The sequence below is a fragment of the Pseudoalteromonas sp. P1-8 genome (assembly GCF_001399985.1).
Lineage (GTDB): Bacteria > Pseudomonadota > Gammaproteobacteria > Enterobacterales > Alteromonadaceae > Pseudoalteromonas.
This window is the reverse complement of record NZ_LJSO01000003.1, coordinates 335,646-354,356: the sequence shown is the minus strand read 5'-3', so window position 1 is coordinate 354,356 and position 18,711 is coordinate 335,646. Positions and strand designations below refer to the sequence as shown.

The 18,711-nt window shown below is 40.8% G+C and carries 17 protein-coding genes and 1 tRNA gene; 5 read left to right on the top strand and 13 right to left on the bottom strand.

What is annotated here, in order from left to right:
* Positions 1-54: 54 nt before the first annotated feature.
* Positions 55-131: transfer RNA gene (locus tag AN213_RS06990), tRNA-Pro, on the bottom strand.
* Between the two features lie 341 nt (positions 132-472).
* Here AN213_RS06990 and folD point away from each other — a divergent pair.
* Positions 473-1,327 (top strand): bifunctional methylenetetrahydrofolate dehydrogenase/methenyltetrahydrofolate cyclohydrolase FolD, encoded by an 855-nt coding sequence (folD, locus tag AN213_RS06985; RefSeq protein ID WP_054553151.1) that lies wholly within the window; start codon positions 473-475, stop codon positions 1,325-1,327.
* Between the two features lie 51 nt (positions 1,328-1,378).
* Here the strand turns inward: folD and AN213_RS06980 are convergent, their stop codons facing one another.
* A complete protein-coding gene (locus tag AN213_RS06980; protein WP_055198048.1) occupies positions 1,379-2,263 on the bottom strand; it encodes a DMT family transporter in 885 nt (294 codons plus the stop codon).
* A gap of 136 nt (positions 2,264-2,399) precedes the next feature.
* Entirely contained in the window at positions 2,400-3,779 is a 1,380-nt protein-coding gene (cysS, locus tag AN213_RS06975; RefSeq protein WP_055198046.1) for a cysteine--tRNA ligase, read from the bottom strand.
* Between the two features lie 177 nt (positions 3,780-3,956).
* Between cysS and AN213_RS06970 the strand changes: the two genes are divergently transcribed.
* The 3 genes from AN213_RS06970 to AN213_RS06960 are packed head-to-tail and all read left to right on the top strand — an operon-like array spanning position 3,957 to position 6,085.
* Positions 3,957-4,448: a peptidylprolyl isomerase gene (locus AN213_RS06970; RefSeq protein ID WP_055198044.1), complete on the top strand. Its 492-nt coding sequence runs from the start codon at positions 3,957-3,959 to the stop codon at positions 4,446-4,448.
* Between the two features lie 54 nt (positions 4,449-4,502).
* On the top strand, positions 4,503-5,237 hold the full coding sequence (locus AN213_RS06965; protein ID WP_054562081.1) for a UDP-2,3-diacylglucosamine diphosphatase: 735 nt from the start codon (positions 4,503-4,505) through the stop codon (positions 5,235-5,237).
* Between the two features lie 50 nt (positions 5,238-5,287).
* A complete protein-coding gene (locus AN213_RS06960; protein ID WP_054562082.1) occupies positions 5,288-6,085 on the top strand; it encodes a transporter substrate-binding domain-containing protein in 798 nt (265 codons plus the stop codon).
* On the opposite strand, the gene AN213_RS06955 is transcribed toward AN213_RS06960, so the two are convergent.
* The 3 genes from AN213_RS06955 to miaE all read right to left on the bottom strand — a co-directional run bounded on the left by AN213_RS06955 (position 6,078) and on the right by miaE (position 11,189).
* The gene (locus tag AN213_RS06955) at positions 6,078-7,979 is read right to left on the bottom strand and encodes a sensor histidine kinase (protein WP_055021715.1); all 1,902 of its coding nucleotides are present in this window, start codon (positions 7,977-7,979) and stop codon (positions 6,078-6,080) included. The genes AN213_RS06960 and AN213_RS06955 overlap by 8 nt on opposite strands.
* A 5-nt stretch (positions 7,980-7,984) precedes the next feature.
* Positions 7,985-10,207, bottom strand: coding sequence for an EAL domain-containing protein (locus tag AN213_RS06950; protein WP_055198042.1), 2,223 nt, complete (start codon positions 10,205-10,207; stop codon positions 7,985-7,987).
* Between the two features lie 223 nt (positions 10,208-10,430).
* Positions 10,431-11,189 carry a tRNA isopentenyl-2-thiomethyl-A-37 hydroxylase MiaE gene (miaE, locus tag AN213_RS06945; RefSeq protein WP_055198063.1) on the bottom strand — a complete coding sequence of 253 codons (759 nt, stop codon included), beginning with the start codon at positions 11,187-11,189 and terminating at the stop codon, positions 10,431-10,433.
* 230 nt (positions 11,190-11,419) lie between these two features.
* Here miaE and AN213_RS06940 point away from each other — a divergent pair, with 230 nt between their 5' ends.
* Complete coding sequence (locus AN213_RS06940) at positions 11,420-12,019, top strand: Yip1 family protein (RefSeq protein ID WP_054553157.1); 600 nt, start codon at positions 11,420-11,422, stop codon at positions 12,017-12,019.
* 82 nt (positions 12,020-12,101) lie between these two features.
* Here the strand turns inward: AN213_RS06940 and purF are convergent, their stop codons facing one another.
* The 7 genes from purF to AN213_RS06905 all read right to left on the bottom strand — a co-directional run bounded on the left by purF (position 12,102) and on the right by AN213_RS06905 (position 18,711).
* Positions 12,102-13,628 (bottom strand): amidophosphoribosyltransferase, encoded by a 1,527-nt coding sequence (gene purF, locus AN213_RS06935; RefSeq protein ID WP_054562087.1) that lies wholly within the window; start codon positions 13,626-13,628, stop codon positions 12,102-12,104.
* An 18-nt stretch (positions 13,629-13,646) separates the two neighbouring features.
* Positions 13,647-14,141, bottom strand: coding sequence for a CvpA family protein (locus AN213_RS06930; RefSeq protein WP_036969851.1), 495 nt, complete (start codon positions 14,139-14,141; stop codon positions 13,647-13,649).
* Positions 14,142-14,452: 311 nt separating this feature from the next.
* Positions 14,453-15,106 (bottom strand): SPOR domain-containing protein, encoded by a 654-nt coding sequence (locus AN213_RS06925; RefSeq protein WP_055198040.1) that lies wholly within the window; start codon positions 15,104-15,106, stop codon positions 14,453-14,455.
* Positions 15,107-15,117: 11 nt separating this feature from the next.
* Positions 15,118-16,383: a bifunctional tetrahydrofolate synthase/dihydrofolate synthase gene (folC, locus tag AN213_RS06920; protein WP_054562089.1), complete on the bottom strand. Its 1,266-nt coding sequence runs from the start codon at positions 16,381-16,383 to the stop codon at positions 15,118-15,120.
* Between the two features lie 25 nt (positions 16,384-16,408).
* Complete coding sequence (gene accD, locus AN213_RS06915) at positions 16,409-17,284, bottom strand: acetyl-CoA carboxylase, carboxyltransferase subunit beta (RefSeq protein WP_055021719.1); 876 nt, start codon at positions 17,282-17,284, stop codon at positions 16,409-16,411.
* Between the two features lie 158 nt (positions 17,285-17,442).
* Entirely contained in the window at positions 17,443-18,237 is a 795-nt protein-coding gene (truA, locus tag AN213_RS06910; RefSeq protein ID WP_055198038.1) for a tRNA pseudouridine(38-40) synthase TruA, read from the bottom strand.
* A gap of 141 nt (positions 18,238-18,378) precedes the next feature.
* Positions 18,379-18,711 carry a Na+/H+ antiporter subunit G gene (locus AN213_RS06905; protein ID WP_054553163.1) on the bottom strand — a complete coding sequence of 111 codons (333 nt, stop codon included), beginning with the start codon at positions 18,709-18,711 and terminating at the stop codon, positions 18,379-18,381.

Here is an 18,711-nt window from a genome sequence, read left to right as displayed (position 1 = left end):
CGCTAATCGCCGATACTGAGAGAAGTTTTGAAAATAAAGACCACTTATTAAAAGTGGTCGGCGATGCAGGATTTGAACCTGCGACCCCTTGGACCCAAACCAAGTGCGCTACCAAACTGCGCTAATCGCCGATGCTTACCGTTGTTTGCGAGTGACCTCGTTAACAACGGGGTGCATAATAGTGATTTGACCGAGTCAGGTCAAACATTTTTTTAAGAAAATAATTCAATCGGTCACTTTTAGTTCATAATGGTTAAATATTGCAAATATAAGCTAAAATTTGAACTCTTTTTTATAAAGTAGCGCTTTATATAAGATTGCATCTTGGCGCTATGATGCTTTTCTGCGAAAATACGCAACATAAATAAATATGATCAAACAAACATGATTTGTGTATCCACGCCCCCTTTATTGGATAATCATATTTAGATGTATCAGTATCAAGTTAACTAACCCCAATTAAAGGTCACCCATGACGGCAAACATCATCGATGGTAAGGCAATAGCTAAACAAGTACGCAGCAATGTAGCAGAGCGAGTTGCAGAGCGTGTAGCGAATGGATTACGCGCTCCAGGACTAGCAGTAGTGTTAGTTGGTCAAGATCCAGCTAGCCAAGTGTATGTTGGTTCTAAACGTAAAGCATGTGAAGAAGTCGGCTTTGTATCTAAGTCTTACGATTTACCTGGCGACACAACTGAGCAAGATTTACTTGCATTAATAGATCAACTAAACGAAGACAAAGAAGTAGACGGTATTCTAGTACAGTTACCTTTACCTCAGGGTCTTGATGCTGAAAAAATTCTTGAACGCATCACACCACATAAAGATGTTGATGGTTTCCACCCTTATAATATTGGTCGTTTAGCTCAGCGTATGCCGGCACTTCGTCCTTGTACACCGAAGGGTATTATCACCCTACTCGACTCTACCGGTGTCCGCTACAAAGGTATGCACGCAGTTGTTGTTGGTGCGTCAAACATTGTTGGTCGTCCTATGTCACTTGAGCTTTTACTTGCAGGCTGTACAACAACGGTGTGTCATAAGTTTACTCAAGATTTAGAAACGCATGTTCGCCGCGCTGATTTATTAGTTGTTGCGGTTGGTAAACCTGAGTTCATTCCGGGTGATTGGGTTAAAGAAGGTGCTATCGTAATTGATGTAGGCATTAACCGCCTTGAATCTGGCAAGCTTGTTGGTGATGTTGAATACGATATCGCTGAACAAAAGGCACATTTCATTACACCAGTACCAGGTGGTGTTGGCCCAATGACTGTGGCAAGCTTAATCGAAAACACCCTTGAAGCGTGTGAAAAGTACCACAGCTAAGAAGAGCTAAATTATTGCAAAAGGCTGCCAATGGGCAGCCTTTTTTTGGTTTTAAGTTTTTTGTAGTGTGAATTGCCTAAGCTTTAGCATCTGGGGGAGCACTGAAAACACAATCATCAAAAACATTAATAGGTATTGCCAGTCTTGATATTGTTCGTTTATGAGTAAAACAGCGCATACGATTCCCGCGATTGGGTTAGCAATAGTGCCGAATGAAAACTCAGCCACAGTCATGCGTCCTAATAACCAAACATACAGAATATAGGCGATAGCGGTATTGGGCACGATTAACCAAAATAGCGCAGAATATTGCAGCGCTGAGATAGGCTCAAATATCACTTGGTATTGTTCTGGGTGAAGTAAACTGCCATCAATAAACGCAGCCAATAATAAAATAGTGCCACCAATGATTAACTGCCAGGTAAGCACAACCCACCAATGAATATGCACCGACAAACTTTGTACTAAGGTGCTACCAATCACAATAGTCAGTAAGGCCCCAAATAAAGCGGCCACTCCCAATACATTTAATGACACATGTGCTGGGTCGAACAACAGCCAAGCCAGTACCACCAGTGCCATAGCACAGAATGCTTGAATTTTTGCAGGGCGCTGTCCTTTAGTAAGCCAAGCATATATCAAAGCCACAACTGGCACAGACACCATCCCTACCCCTGCTATAGCTGCAGGAAGATTCACTGCCATGATAAAAATAAAGGCAAAAAATAGCGCGATATTCACCGCACCTAAAGTCAATAAACTTGGCCACTGCAAACGGGTCGGCAAACTAGGTTTAAGTAATAAAAGTAATAACCCTGCAGGTAATGCACGTAATGCGCCTAATAAAAGTGGCGGCCAATCAGGTGTGGCATATTTGGTCACTGCATAGGTGGTGCCCCATAAAAAGGCGGGGATCATGGCAAGTAAAATATTCAATGTCTGTCCTTGTTAATACGAAGAGATGGCAAGGTAAAAGCTCAAGTACAGTTGAGGTCAATAGCTATATTGATCAAAAACAAAAAAGGTTGCCTCGTTGGCAACCTTTTTTAATTAATCATATTTCGATGAATAGTTAGGCTTTACGCCATGTTGTTTTTCCAGCCGAATCTTCAAGTACCACACCAAGCGCATTCAATGCATCGCGCGCTTCATCAGCTGCCGCCCAATCTTTGCTTGCGCGCGCTTCGTTACGCTTTGCTATTAACGCTTCGATATGTGCTACTTCGTCGTCAGCTTGGCCACCTTGTAAAAAGGCTTCTGGATCTTGTTGTGCTACCCCTAATACCTCTGCAACACTGCGTAGTACATAAGCTAGCTTACCTGCTTGCTCTGCATCGCTGTCTTTAACACGGTTTAGCTCTTTTGCTAATTCAAATAATACAGGCAATGCTTCTGGTGTGTTAAAGTCATCATCCATCGCTTTTCTGAATTTAGCCACATATTCACTGCTAGCTAAATCACATTCGATTGGCGTTACGCCGCGCAGTGCAGTGTAAATACGTTCAAGTGACGAACGTGCTTGCTCAAGGTTTTCTTGCGAATAGTTAAGCTGGCTACGGTAATGACCTGAAATTAAGAAATAACGAACTGATTCAGCATCGTATTCTTTTAATACGTCACGTACGGTAAAGAAGTTGTTTAAAGACTTAGACATCTTCTCTTTATTAACCTGAACCATACCTGTGTGGATCCACGTATTAACGTACTTGCCGTTATTTGCACAGCATGACTGAGCAATTTCGTTTTCATGGTGCGGGAACTGTAAATCTGAACCACCACCGTGAATATCAAAGTGCTCACCTAAGTGCTTAGAACTCATTGCTGAACATTCAATATGCCAACCAGGACGACCCTCACCCCATGGTGAAGACCATGACGGCTCTTCTGGCTTGGCTTTTTTCCAAAGCACGAAATCAAGTGGATCTTGCTTATCTTGTGCAACTTCAACACGAGAGCCAGCTTGTAGCATGGCTAGGTCTTGTTGTGATAAAGCACCGTACTGCTCAAAGGTTGATACATCAAACAATACATCACCGTCTGCAGCAACATACGCATGGCCTTTGGCAATTAAACGCTCAACCATAGCGATTATTTCATCCATGTGGTTTGTTACTGTTGGCTCAACATCCGGACGCAGCATATTTAAGCTGTCGAAATCTTCATGCATGGCTTTGGTCATACGAGTCGTTAAATCATTAATTGACTCACCATTTTCGTTAGCACGTTTAATGATTTTGTCGTCAACATCAGTGATGTTACGAACGTATTTTAAATCGTAACCGATGTGGCGTAGGTAACGCACAATCACGTCAAAACCAACGAAAGTACGAGCATGACCAATGTGACAGTAATCATAAATGGTGATACCACACACGTACATGTCGATTTTGCCATCAACAAGGGGTTTAAACTGCTCTTTTTGTCGCGTAAGTGTGTTGTAAATTTGTACCATTTATAAAATGTCCTTAACGGTGTTTCGAGATTCTCTATGGTAACACTTGCAAAGCCGCTGCTCTAGCGCTTTATCAATTGAATAAGCACTTTGTTAATCGTTTTAAACAAGCTCTTTGTTAATCAAAGACAACTACTATAAAATAGCCCCATTATTAAACCTGATATAGGAAACCTCATGGTTGTACTACACACAAACTTTGGTGACATCACTATCAAGATGCACGAAAGCGATGCACCAAACACAGTTAAAAACTTCTTAGAGTATGCGAATGCTGGCTTTTACAACGGTACCATCTTTCACCGTGTAATTGATGGCTTCATGGTACAAGGCGGTGGTTTTGAGCCGGGTATGGTTCAAAAAGAAGTAAACAACCCAATCGAAAACGAAGCAAACAACGGCCTTGCAAATAAAGTGGGCACATTAGCAATGGCACGTACGCCGGATCCACATTCAGCAACTGCGCAGTTCTTCATTAACGTTAACGACAATGACTTCTTAAACTTCAGCAGTGAAACATCACAAGGCTGGGGCTACTGCGTGTTCGCAGAAGTTGTTGAAGGTATGGACGTGGTAAGCAAAATCAAAGGTGTTGCTACTGGCAGCGCTGGCTTCCACCAAGACGTACCTCTTGAAGATGTAATCATCGAAAAAGTAACGGTTAGCTAATTTAATCGTTTAGTCTTTTTAAGCGGGCCTTTGCCCGCTTTTTTGCGAGTAACCATGAAACAAAGTTATTTTATTGCCGACCTCCATTTAACAGAAAACCGCCCAGACATCACTGCGGCATTTTTTGATTTTCTTGATAGCAAGATTATTAATGATGACGTTGATGCACTGTATATTTTGGGTGACTTTTTTGAAGTATGGGTAGGTGATGACTATCAAACTGACCTTTCAAAGAGTGTTGCCGCACGTTTAAGCCAAGTCAGTGAAAGTGGTACTGAGGTGTTTTTTATTCATGGTAATCGCGATTTCATTATGCGAGAAGACTATGCAAAAAGCGCAAGTATGACTTTACTACCTGAACAAGTTGTTATTGATTTATACGGTACTCCAACAGTTATCTTGCACGGTGATGAAATGTGCACTCAAGATATTGAATATCAAAAGTTTCGTAAAAAAAGCCGTGGTTGGTGGTGGCCAAAACTAATGCTTGCTATGCCGCTTTGGTATCGTAAGAAGATTGCCCGCAACGCCCGCGAAAAATCAAAACAAAGCCAAGCTGGCAAAGCCTTAGAGATTTTAGATGTTACCGAAGATGCGGTTTTAGCCATGTTTGAAAAGCATCAGGTTGCTAATATGATCCACGGTCATACTCACCGCCCTAATGTGCATCACTATAAGCAAAATGGAAAAACACTAACCCGCACTGTACTGGGTGACTGGTATGAGCAAGGTTCATACTTAAGAGCTACTCCAGAGCAGCAAAAACTAGTCCATACGCCCTTTAAATAGCCGATATTTTAACTATGCTTTAACCAGTATTGTCAAAAAATGCATTATCTATGATGAGTCGGTTAAGCCTTTTATGTTGTTGTTTACTATTTAGCTTTTCAATCAATTGCCAAACTTGGCAATTGGTCACAGAGCCGTTTCCTCCTTATTTTATTGATAAGCCAAACAAGCCGGGCTGGCTGCACGAAGTCATCATCGCAGCACTGAAAACACAAAAACATCAAGCCACCATTGAATACACCCACTGGGGACGTGCTCTAAAGCTTGCCAAACGCCATAAACGTGTTGCAGTGCTAGGTGCTTTTTATACCAAGCAAAGAGCAAAAAATTTTACATATTCACCTTCATTAGCTACCGCACATACCGTGTTATTCAAGCGTGTTGATAGCAAAATTACCTACACAGGCTCTTTGTATTCATTAAAGCCATATACAATTAGCAAGGGTGAAGACTATGTGGTTAGTGAGCAATTTGAGCACCACCCAAACCTTAGCGTAGTAACAACGGGTAGCTTGGTTGAGAGCTTATTGCTATTAAAGCATGGTCGTGTTGATTTAGTTGCAGGCACAAAAGAGGTTGCCTTGTATTGGCTCGATAATAGCGAGCGCTTACAGCAAGCAAAGCAAACAGAATTAGAAATAGTTACCCCCTATCTTGCTACTCAACACTTACATGTGATTACTGATAAAAATCACCCTCAGGCTGAGTATTTCCAACAAAATTTATCTTTAGGTCTTAAAGCAATTACGGCGTCAGGCAAGCTTTTAGAGATACTGAAGCATTATGAACTGAATGAAAAAGAAATTAGTCACATTACGCAACTATATGAAAAAACCTATGCTAACTAATTTTGTTCTTTTTCAAGCGTGGCAAGGTTATCTTAAACTGCGTTGCGATTCCTTCAGGTAGGTCTTTGCTTGCAACTAGCTGGATTTTTCCGTTAAGAACACTCGTAACCCATTCATGCACAAGGTACAAACCTAACCCTGTATGACCATGGTTTCTAGATGTAGTCACGAAGGGGTCAAATAAGTTACTACGCAAAGAGTCATCAATCCCACAACCATTATCAGAAACGCTAATACAAAGGTCACCTTGTTGATTTAAATGTACATGCAATTGAATTTGTTTGTTATCAAGCTCGTCAAAGGCGTGAGAAATTGCATTAACGATTAAACTCTCAATAACCTGAGAGATAATCCCAGGGCGACTAACAATGTCTTTTTTGACATCGATTTTAGTTTCTATGGTTACTTTTGAAGCTTTAAAGCGGGATTTTAAACCAAGTAGTAGATCATCGATGACTTTTTCGATATTAAAGCTAATATATTGATCGTTTGACCGATCATGGGCCATTTCTTTAAAGCTCTTCACATGATCAATAGCCTTCTCTAAATTTACTCTTGAAAGCCTTAAATTATCGGCAACTTTTTCTACGCTTGATTCTAAAAACTGCTTAGTAAAGCCTTCATCTATTTTATCTTTGAGTTGTTGATTAATTAATTGTGCATTCGATAGTGAAATAGCAGCACCACCCAGTGGCGTATTCATTTCGTGGGCTACACCAGACACCATTAAACCGAGTGATGACAACCTTTGTGCTTCAATGAGTTCACCTTGTAGTTGATGCTGCTGTTTTATGTAGCGTTGTAACTTACTATTGGCTGTAAGCAGCTCCTGCTGTTCGTGTTCTAAGTGCGCTCTGGCTTTAATAATCTTACGTTGATCTCGATAACTGCGTTTCAGATATAAACCAGAAATTAATATCAAACTAATAGCACAAGCTAAAGCGATAATAAAAGATCGTAAGATAATCTCGTTTTGTACAGAATCATCCGCCTTTACCAGTACAATAATATCGTTTGTACCATTTGCGCTATTATTACCTAAGGTCATTTTTAAAAAACTAGTTGCATGACTGTGCGATGCAATAAGATCCTGATATTTCGGCAGTTGGGCGATTACTTGCCATAATGAGCTATCTTCATTTCTGAGTGTCAGCATAGGTTGCTCCAGCATAAACCCCCACTCTTTATCTTTGTGTGGATGTAACAACCAATAACCTTCGCCATTAATTAATTGTATTTGTGCTTGTAAGGTGCTGAGTGACTTTATTTGCTGTAAAGTTTTCGACAGGTCAAAATTGACAACCACTAACCCATCTAGAATAAAATCATCGCTTGTGGTTCGGTAAGATGCTCTTAATGTTGGTTCATACGGTGTAACAACTGCGCCACGCTCTACATTTAAATCTATTGGCGTGATATAAACTTCACCCTTCCTGTGCTCCATCCCCTCGGTAAAATAATAACGGCTACTTTTATTTTGTAACTGTTTTGTTGGTACTCGCTCCGCTTGCCCTGCTTTAAAGTTAACCCGATACCTTTCTTGGCCTTCACTATCTAGCCAACGTATTTGAGAAATGTTTTCTGCGGCTAAACCAAAGTTCACAAAATGGGTTTGTATTTGATGCTCAAGTAATGCGCTTTCACCACTTTGCTTTAATATATCATCGGCCACCAGCAACTTAACAACTTTACGTACATCACCAAGCTCCCTGCTTAGGGTATTGTGAGCGGCAAGTAAGGTATTATCTTGCAAAAGCATGACACTACTTTTTTGTATTTGGTATTGAATCACATAAACCATCAAGCTAATTAATAAGCTAACAGCAACCATGACCATAAATTTAAAAAGTAGACTTTTTTTCAGTGGCTTATATTGGCTTGTTACTTCTACCATAAAAGTTAATTAGACCTGCCCTTTAGCCACTGCAATGCATCATCATAAAACATGGGTTTTGCGTAATAGTAGCCCTGGCCTATATTACACCCCGCCTCAATAAGCCAGTTGTGTTCGGCTTCTGTTTCAATACCCTCTGCTGTTACTGCAAAGCCAAATTTTTCTGCCAGCAACATTATCATTTCGATAATGTGTTGGTTAGATTTTGACTCTTGAATATCGGTTACAAAGCAGCGATCTATTTTTATTATCTGCGCAGGAATTTCACTAATATGGGCAAGTGACGAATAGCCAGTACCAAAGTCATCAATACTAATTTTTATACCCAAGCCCGCAAAACGACATAAACATGTATTGATCTTTTCATAGTTAAAAATTGCTTGGGTCTCTGTTACTTCAAGCTCAAGTAACGAAGGTGAAATGCCATATTCCTCAATACGTGCCGCAATCTCAACAAAGTAATCATCGGCTAACAAATCAAACGTAGAGGCATTAAACGCGATTGGCAAACTAACGCCCTGCTCTGCAAATTGCTTAATCGTCTGCATTATTTTATCGAAAATAAGTTTATCTAACTCACTAATAAGTCCTGCAGTTTCGGCAAGTTCAATAAACTCATCGGGTCTGACAAATGTTCCATCACCTCTTTGCCATCGCGCCAGAGCTTCAAAACCAATGACTTCATTAGTGGTTAAATTAACCTTGGGTTGTAGGGCTACTTGGAGCTCTTTGTTGCGTATTGCGGTGCGCAGCTCTTGCATCAATTCATAGCGCCGTGTAATCGCTTTGGTATTATCTAACGTATAATAGAGAAGCTCAGCTCTTTGTGTGTTTTCATCATTAAGAGTAGACTCTGCTAAATTGAATATTTGCTCTGCGCTATGATCTTCAAAGGCGATTAATTGCATAACTAAAATACGCACATCTAAATACTGTTTTACCCCATCAATTTCAAAAGATTGACGTTTTAAAGAGTCAACAACGCTTTCATCTTCAAATGCATGGCTTGACACTAAAACACCTAAACAATCACTTTTAAAAACAGCGATACGAGGGTGATACGGCGCTAAGGCTTGCAAAATATTCTCGCGCATTTTTAGATGTGTTTTTTTACAAAATTCATGACCAAACCGAAAAGACTTTTCGTCAAACTGAAGTATCTCAAACACCACTAACTGAGTTTCAGCTTGTTCGTATTTGTTCATGTTATCGATTTCGCGCTGGAGCCAGTTCCTGTTGGGCATGTTTAGCGTTATATCGGTGTAAGCAAGCTCAGTAAGGCGGTTCATCAGTGCAATATTCGAAAAGCCTGTACTGACATTTTCACTAAATACCTTTAGTAAAAATACATTATGCTCGTCGATGGGAACATCTGATTTAACAATCGTGATGTAATAGCTAACATCAACATCAGCGGTATCAAAATAAAAAACACTGTAATGCTCAGAAAACACATGCTCTTTTTTATCTCTTGCTAAAATATACGATTGCTGTGCTTCTTCACTGAGCACATCAGTGCTGAGCTCTTTACCATCAAGCCCTCTGTAACAACCGACACTAGTAAGAACTTTTGGGTGTTTATCAACGTGCTTTTCATTGCCAACGCATAATACGCCGCCTCCCTTAGATAGATGCAAAATTTTACCTATTTCATCTAGCACCGCATGAGAAAATGCACGTATGTCGTGTTTACTATTAATGCTTCTTGCCGCATCAAGTACTAACTGCAGTCCTTGTTTGGCATTTGAGATTTGCGAAATATATTGATACGTACGAAGATGGCTACTAACGATAGATTTAAGTTTATCTACCGTCATGTCAGACTTATTCCAATATTCGTCAATATCAAGCGATTGCATTACTTGTGGTTCGGGGGCAAAGCTTGGCTGCCCTGTTAATAGCACTATGCGTATATCGTTGTTGCCTAATACGTGGCGAATAGTATTCACAAGTCGTAGGCCTGAATCATCTTCTTCCATTACCACATCAAGAAATACAATAGCGATGTCTTTGTGACGCGATAACACAGACGATGCCTCTGACACTGAATTTGCCGTTAATACCTCAAGAGACTCATTGTTATCTAGAGATATGGCATTAAAACTGTTTAGTAATGCTTGTTGATAATTTAAGTCGTCTTCAACCGTTAAAACTTTCCATGTTTTTTGAGTATGCGATTGTTCAGAAGCATCTTCTTTAAACTCGAAAGGCACATTAGAATCACGCATGACTTCTCCTTTTAACAACTTATGATTCTATCTTACGAATGTTAATAGCAACCTAGGTCAAAGGTAGTGCAAGATTTTAAAAGATACAAATTATTTACTAAAACAATAAATGAATAAGTATTAGAAAAGTAATGAGAATTAGTTAATTTGAATAGGGGTAAAACCCACTAATTTGGCAAGATAAATGAACTAGAGCGCCAAACAGGCGCTCTGATTTAATATATTATGCAGGCACACCGCTGTGAAATTTAAAGTCTTCATCTGGGGTTGAAATAAGCTCAGCTTCAAGTTGACCAAAAAATTCAACACGCTCAGTAATATCAAACTCACTGATTTCTTGCGCAAGAGTTAAATAATCTTGGTAATGACGCGCTTCAGAGCGCAGTAGTGAGATATAAAAATCACCTAAGCGTTTATCAACATGTGGGGCTAATTTAGCAAAGCGCTCACATGAACGAGCTTCAATATAAGCACCGATAATTAACTTATCTACCAAGGCATCTGGCTCGTATGTTTTTACATGGCGCAGCATCCCTTTGGCATAACGGCATGGGGTAATACTTTTATATTCAATACCATATTCATCCATGATCTCAAGGACTTGATAAAAGTGATGTAGTTCTTCTTTAATGAGCATCACCATTTTATCAATGAGATCTTGCCCATAAGGTGAGTTAGATTTTGGGATCATTGATTTAGTCAGCTTGTTTTTATCTGCAAGCTCACGCCAATCTCCTTCTCGCTTATATACAAGCGTCTCAAATGGTTTTAACCACTCAAGCAACGCATCACTACTTTCTTTATCAACCGCGTACTTACGAATTAAAAACATGGCAGACTGAGCTGCTTTTAATTCACAGATAAGATGGTCGATTAAAACCACATCTAAGTTTTCTTTTTTGGTTGCCGCAGCAATCCACTCATCAGGCGTTTCGCACTCTAAAAAAGAATGAATGGGCGCTAATAAATCAGAATAAGGCACTGAATAACTTCTCATCTAAAATCTTAATTGGATTTTATCACATAAATTAGCCCACGTTCCATGACCCACATCAGTGCAAAGTAATTTTCTATATGCACTAAAGAGTTACATTTAATCGGCTATATCGATTATTTCAGCTTCTTGACAAGACTTAATTACTGAACCATAACTTAATCAAAGCTGTACAAAAATAAAACAGCTCATATTCCTTTTTTACAGGGGCAATGATTATGATTCTAAACCACTTATGGGGCTTATACGCTCACCCACTCGAAGAATGGCAAACAATTGATAACCGTCACGAAAGCTTGCGCTATAGCTTATCGCACATTTTATTAATCGCCTGTATTCCTTCATTAATGGGCTACTATTCATCAGTTTATTTGGGCTGGAGTATTGGCGCAGGTGAGGCTGTATATTTAACCCATGATAGTGCATTACTTATCGCGGTTGCGATGTACTTTGCACTAATTGCGGGCGTTTTTGCACTGGCATATTTAGCTCATTGGATGGCAGTGACCTTTGGTGCAAAACCCACCTTTACACAAACCCTAGAGCTTGCAGCTTATACTGCAACGCCGGTATTTATGTCTTCATTTGCGGCATTCTTACCTGAACTATGGTTTGTGGTATGTGTAGGCCTTGTAGCACTGGCCTACTCAGTTTACTTACTCTACACAGGGGTGCCAATTTTAATGCACATTCCTGAAGAGCGAGGATTTATCTATGCCAGTTCAGTAGTCACCTGTGGGCTGATCTTACTGGTAATTATTTTAGCTGCGACAGCTATTTTATGGACTAACGGAATTGTCCACCCTATGTTTACTTAAGTTCATTGTTATTTTCCTTTCTTTCCATAAACAAAAAAGGAGCTGTGAAGCTCCTTTTTTATACCAATCAAATCAAGGCTGATTAATCAGCGCTGTTTTCTTCTTGGTTATGTAACTCTAAACTTGCTGACATCGCATTTTCACGAGTTGATTTCGCTGAATCATTACGTAAACGGTCAATGTGGTTTAGGTAATCTTGGTCGATATCACCTGTGATGTATTGACCATCAAATACTGATGTTTCAAAACGGGTGATTTCTGGGTTTTCTTGGCTTACTGCTGAGATTAAATCATCTAGCGATTGATAGATAAGACCATCTGCACCAATGCTGGCGTTGATATCTTCAACTTCACGGCCATGAGCAATTAGCTCTGCTGCCGATGGCATATCAATACCGTAAACGTTCGGGAAACGAATCTCTGGCGCTGCTGATGCGAAGTAAACGTTCTTCGCACCTGACTCACGAGCCATTTCAACGATTTGCGCTGACGTTGTACCACGAACAATTGAGTCATCAACAAGTAATACGTTTTTACCTTTGAACTCACGGTCAATGGCATTCAGTTTTTGACGAACTGACTTCTTACGCATTTCTTGGCCTGGCATGATAAACGTACGGCCAATGTAGCGGTTTTTAACAAAACCTTGGCGGTATGGCAGGTTAAGAGCTGATGCAATCTCAAGTGCTACGTCACATGATGTTTCTGGGATTGGAATAACCACATCGATGTCTTTGTCAGCCCATTCACGTGCGATTTTCTCACCTAACTTAGTACCCATGTTTACACGTGTTGCATAAACAGACATACGGTCAATTGTTGAGTCTGGGCGCGCAAAGTAAACAAACTCAAAGATACACGGCGAGTAAGTTGCTTTTTCAGCACACGCTTGTGAGAAAAGTTGACCATCTTCAGTTACGTAAATTGCTTCACCTGGTGCAACGTCACGAACAAACTCAAAGCCATCTGTTTTTAAAGCAACGCTTTCTGATGCAAACATGTACTCAGTACCATTTGCAGTTTCACGCTTACCAAATACTAATGGGCGAATACCGTTCGGATCACGAAACGCAACAATACCGTGACCAATGATCATTGCAATTGTTGCATAACCACCGGTTACTTTATTATTCACTTCAGTTACCGCTGTGAAGATATCTTCAGCATCAAGTTTTAGCTTGTTTGATTTACTTAATTCATGCGCCATGATGTTAAGTAAAATTTCAGAGTCAGATGTTGTATTAACATGACGGCGAGCTTCTGAAAATAATTGCTGCTTTAATGCTTCTGCGTTTGTTAAGTTACCATTGTGCGCAAGTGCGATACCAAATGGCGAGTTAACATAGAAAGGTTGCGCTTCAGACGAGCTAGAAGAACCAGCTGTCGGGTAGCGAACATGGCCAATACCAATTGTACCTTGCAGACGTTTCATATGGCGTGTATGAAATACATCTTTTACAAGGCCATTGGCTTTACGTAAGCTAAACGTGTTGTTTTCAATGGTAATGATGCCAGCTGCATCTTGACCGCGGTGTTGCAAAACAGTTAAGCCGTCATATAACGCCTGATTAACAGGAGAAGTTCCGACTATGCCAACGATACCACACATTAAATTTATCCTCGCCGATTAACGGTTTACAGAATTTAAAAAGCTCGAGTTGTTTTCGAGGTACGAGAAGAACCACTCAACAACAAAGCCAAATTCTGGAATCAAAATAGAGTTGCCCCACCAATGCGTATTAGGTGCACCGGTAAAAGCATCAAGAAAGAAGAGTAACGCGCTTACGACCAACACGCCACGAAGAGCACCAAACACTATGCCGAAAACACGGTCTGTGCCAGATAAACCAGTACGTTGTACAAGTTCACCTAAAATATAGTTTAGTAACCCACCCAACAGGAGTGTCGCAAAGAATAATATGGCTATTGCGGCTGCATTTCTTAAAAGGGGTTCTGAAATACTTGTTAGGAAGGATGCTAAATATTGGTAAAACAAACTAGAGATGATAAATGCGCCAGCCCATACAGCTAATGACATTGCTTCTTTTACAAAGCCACGTATTAAGCCGATGATAGTGGATAGTGCAATAATGCCAAGTATGGCGTAATCAACCCAGATCATAAGAACCAACTAGTCGTTAATTTGGGGCGCATTCTATACCCAAACCACCTGTGGATGCAAGAATTCAGCATGAGATAAAACGCATTTAGGCAAGGCATTGATTGTAGGGAGTGGAGTCCCCTTGTGAAAATCAATAACGCAGAATAAATGCGTTTTAGCCATGCCCTTCGGGCGCTTCACAGGGCTTCCACTACTGTGTTGTGGCAATTTGAAAGGTACCTACATTCCTGCATCGCCACGCCTTGTATTGAAAACCCTGTGATAGCGCTGAATCATGGATCTACAGGTGGTTTGGGTATTTGGATGCCAGATCATTTTGTAATTTCAAACTGAGTAACTTTGCCGTTTAACTTGGTTAACTGCTTTAACTCAGGAAGCTTACTTTCTAACTCTTTCTTGCTAAGTGAAGGACCTACAAAGACTTTTGTCAGTGTGCCGTTCGGGGTTTTAATTGGGCGAGTGAAGGTTTTGAAACCATTCGCTTTTAATTTTTCTTGTAGTGATTTCACATTAGGTGCGTGAGAAAAACTGCCCAGTTGAATAACATAAGCCATTTGTGTGAGGTTCTCTTCTGGCTTACGGGTTGGCTCAGGCGTTTTAGCAGCTGGCTTGGCAGGCTCTTGCACTGCAACTTTCGGCTCAGCTTTGTTAATTACCGGCTCATCAGTTGAAACTTCAACCATTTGCGGTGCAGTATCAATTTGCTGGGTTTCATTTGCGACAAGATCAGCATCGTTTGCTTGCGTATCTTCAACCGGGATTTGCGAAGGTTGCTCGGCAGAGGCGACTTTATTATCAATCACCTCTTGCAAGTCTATCGTAGTGAACTCAGGGCGTTCAGGAATAGCTTTAAAGCCTTCTTTATAATGAACCTTCTCACCATCCAAAATGTTTGGAATGAAGACAATAGCCGCCACAACCACAATCGTGGTGCCTACTAAGCGATTAATAAACCCTGCGTTCACCGATTTCCTCTCTATTTTTTAAAGTAATTGATGGCTGCAGCCACAGTTATAAACGAACCGAACACAATCACTAACGTGTTTTCATCAACATTTGGTAATAACGTATCTAGCGCAGTTTCAACACTCTCATAGTGCGTACTAGGCGCTGTTGATGTGGTTTCGGCTAGTGCTTTAGCAAGATTCTCAACTTTGTCGCCACGAAAACAATCTAAGCTTGCTAACGACCACTGGTCAACAACATTTGCCACGGCCGACATTGCAGCCACTTTATCTTTATCTGCAAGCATAGCGACTAATGCATGAATTTTAAACCCTTGATCTTTATACACGCTTAATTTGCGTGCCAAATATCGAGCTGACTCAGGATTATGTGCAACATCGGTAAAAACAAGCGGCTGCTGACTTAAATGCTGAAAGCGCCCTTCTACAGTTAGATCCGCCAAGCAATCACGCACTTGTTGCTCACTTGGCAATAGCTCAAGTTTTGCAAGTAGGGTCAACGCGGTTGCTGCATTTTGACAAGGGATAGCGGGCTTAGCTAAGCGCCAATCGTTACCTTGGTACTGCCAGTTAAAGCCTTCATTATCTTCTGTGAATATGAAGTCTTGGCCTGATAGCACCATATCAGCGTTAATTTCATTACCATAATCAGTCACTGTATGCGGAATCGCTAAATCGCCAACAATAGCGGGTGTATTGGTACGGAAAATACCGGCTTTATCATACCCAACAAGTTCACGAGTATCACCTAGGTATTCTTTATGGTCTAAATCTATGGTGGTGATCACACAAGCATACGGATTCACGATATTAGTCGCATCAAAACGGCCACCCAGCCCCACTTCTAGCAGCACATAATCAACAGCGTGACGTTTGAAAATAGCCAGTGCGCCTAAGGTACCGTACTCAAAATAAGTAAGCTGCGTGTCACCACGGCCTTTTTCAAGCATATCGAAAGCATCAACATGGAATTGATCGTCAAGCTCTTGGCCATTAATACGTACGCGCTCGTTGTACCGAATAAGATGCGGCGAAGCATAAGTACCGACACTGTAACCCTGTGCAAGTAATAAGCTTTCTAGGCAACGGGCTGTGGTCCCTTTACCGTTGGTGCCTGCAATTAGGATTATTTTGCTTGATGTATCGAGTAAGCCGACTTGGTTTGCCACGCGTTCTACGCGCTCTAAACCCATTTCGATATTAGCAGGGTGGACACTTTCTAAATAACAAAGCCAATCATCAAGGCTTGATGATTGGCTAGGAAGGATTTCTGTCATAGCGTTTAATCAGTTAAGCTGAAATTTACGCTACTCTATGCTCTTGTTCAGTAGAAGGCAAGTTCATAAATTTCGCTAAGATACGTGCAAGGGTGTCACGCATTTCACGACGGTCTACAATCATGTCGATTGCACCATGCTCTAGCAAGAATTCACTGCGTTGGAAACCTTCAGGAAGCGTTTCACGAACTGTTTGCTCAATTACGCGAGGACCCGCAAAACCGATAAGCGCTTTTGGTTCAGCAACGTTTACATCACCAAGCATTGCCAGTGATGCAGATACACCACCCATTGTTGGATCAGTTAATACTGAAATAAACGGTAAGCCTTTTTCGCTCATTTTTGCAAGTGCAGCACTTGTTTTAGCCATTTGCATTAATGACATAAGAGCTTCTTGCATACGTGCGCCGCCTGATGCAGAGAAACAAATAAGTGGCATGTCGTGCTCTAAACATTGATCTACAGCTTCAACAAAACGAGCACCTACTACTGACGCCATTGAACCACCCATAAACGAGAACTCAAAAGCAACAGCAGCAACAGGAATGCCTTTTAGGCGGCCTTTCATTGCTACAAGTGCGTCTTTCTCGCCACTTGCTTTTTGTGCTTGGGTAATACGGTCAGAGTATTTTTTAGAATCTTTAAACTTTAATACGTCTTTTGGTTCGTGCTCTGCACCAATTTCTTGGCGGTCAGCATCATCTAAAAAGTTTTCAAGACGTTTACGGCCACTTAAACGCATGTGGTGATCACACTTAGGACACACGTTGAGTGCTTTTTCTAATTCTGCTTTATATAAAATTGAATCACAGTCTGTACACTTAGCCCAAACCCCTTCTGGGATTTCTTTACGACCTGACGATTTAGTCGTTTTAGGTAAGATTTTTTCTAACCAACTCATTTGCAACTCTCTTAATGCTGTTCTGTGTCGCAGTCTGTTTAATTGGAAACACTCGCTTGTGTTTCTGATAACAAATAAACAGACAGATTTTTTCAATTAAAACATGAATTACCCGCAGACGATATAAAAAACTGGTCTTAGTAGTAGTCTACTAAAGTCTAATTGTCTGAATCAGGTAAAAACAAAGGCCCTAATGGTGTTTTAGGAATGCCAAAATGTTCTGGGTAATCCACATCAACTAAGTAAAGGCCAGCGGCTTTTGCTGTTGCACTTGCCTTAGCGCGCTCTTTTAAATCGAGTAATTCTTTTAACCACACAGGTTCATGCTTATGAAGACCAATGTCCATCAAACACCCGGTGATGTTTCGTACCATGTGATGTAAAAACGCATTGGCTTTAATATCAATGATCACATAATCACCTTGGCGTTTTACCGATAAATGGTGAATAGTACGATTAGCTGTATTTGCTTGGCAGTGTAGTGCTCTAAACGAAGTAAAATCATGCTCACCTATTAAATACTGACAGGCTTCTTGCATTTTAGTTTCGTCTAATGGGTGATGAAAATGGGTCACCCCTTCACTCATGATAGCGCCGCGATAGGTGTAATTATAAATCACATAACGATAGCGACGTGCTGTGGCACTAAAACGAGCATGAAAGTCTTCGCTTACAGGCTTGGCAAAGCGAATAGCAATATCTTTTGGCAGTAAGGTATTCATACCCATCGTAAACGCGACCATTTCACGCTCAGCGTGAGTATCAAAATGGATCACTTGCCCGGTGCCATGTACACCCGCATCGGTGCGGCCTGCACAAACTATTTCGACTGGATGATTACAAATACGCGACAACGCCGTTTCTACTTCTTGTTGTACGCTATTGACGTGTGATTGACGTTGCCAACCACTGTAACGCGCGCCGTTGTACTCTACTCCAAGTGCTACTCGCATAATGCTCTATTTACCTACTGTACTAAATGACGGGGCATTTTATGCGATCTACGAGCGCAATAAAAGCCACTGTAGTAGATCACATTGTTCTGGTTACTCAGATATCACACCAATTCGCTTAACTATTATTGCGAGCTGGTATTAATCTTCTTCGATGTTATCGAGGCCCTTGGTGCCATCTTTAGCACGAAGCTTGTGGTGGATGGCTGATTTGATCAGCATATAGCCACTAATAGGTGCGGTGATCAGTAAGAAAATCGAAATCAAAATTTCTTTCACACTGATGCCATCGTGGGTGTAGCTAAAATACACCATGGCAGCAATTAGCAATGATGCCATGCCAAGCGTTGTTGCTTTAGTTGGACCATGTAAACGCATAAAAAAGTCAGGCATTTTCACAAGTCCGATTGAACCTATAAGAATAAAGCAACCACCAATTAATAATAAGATTGATACAATCCATTCACTCATCAT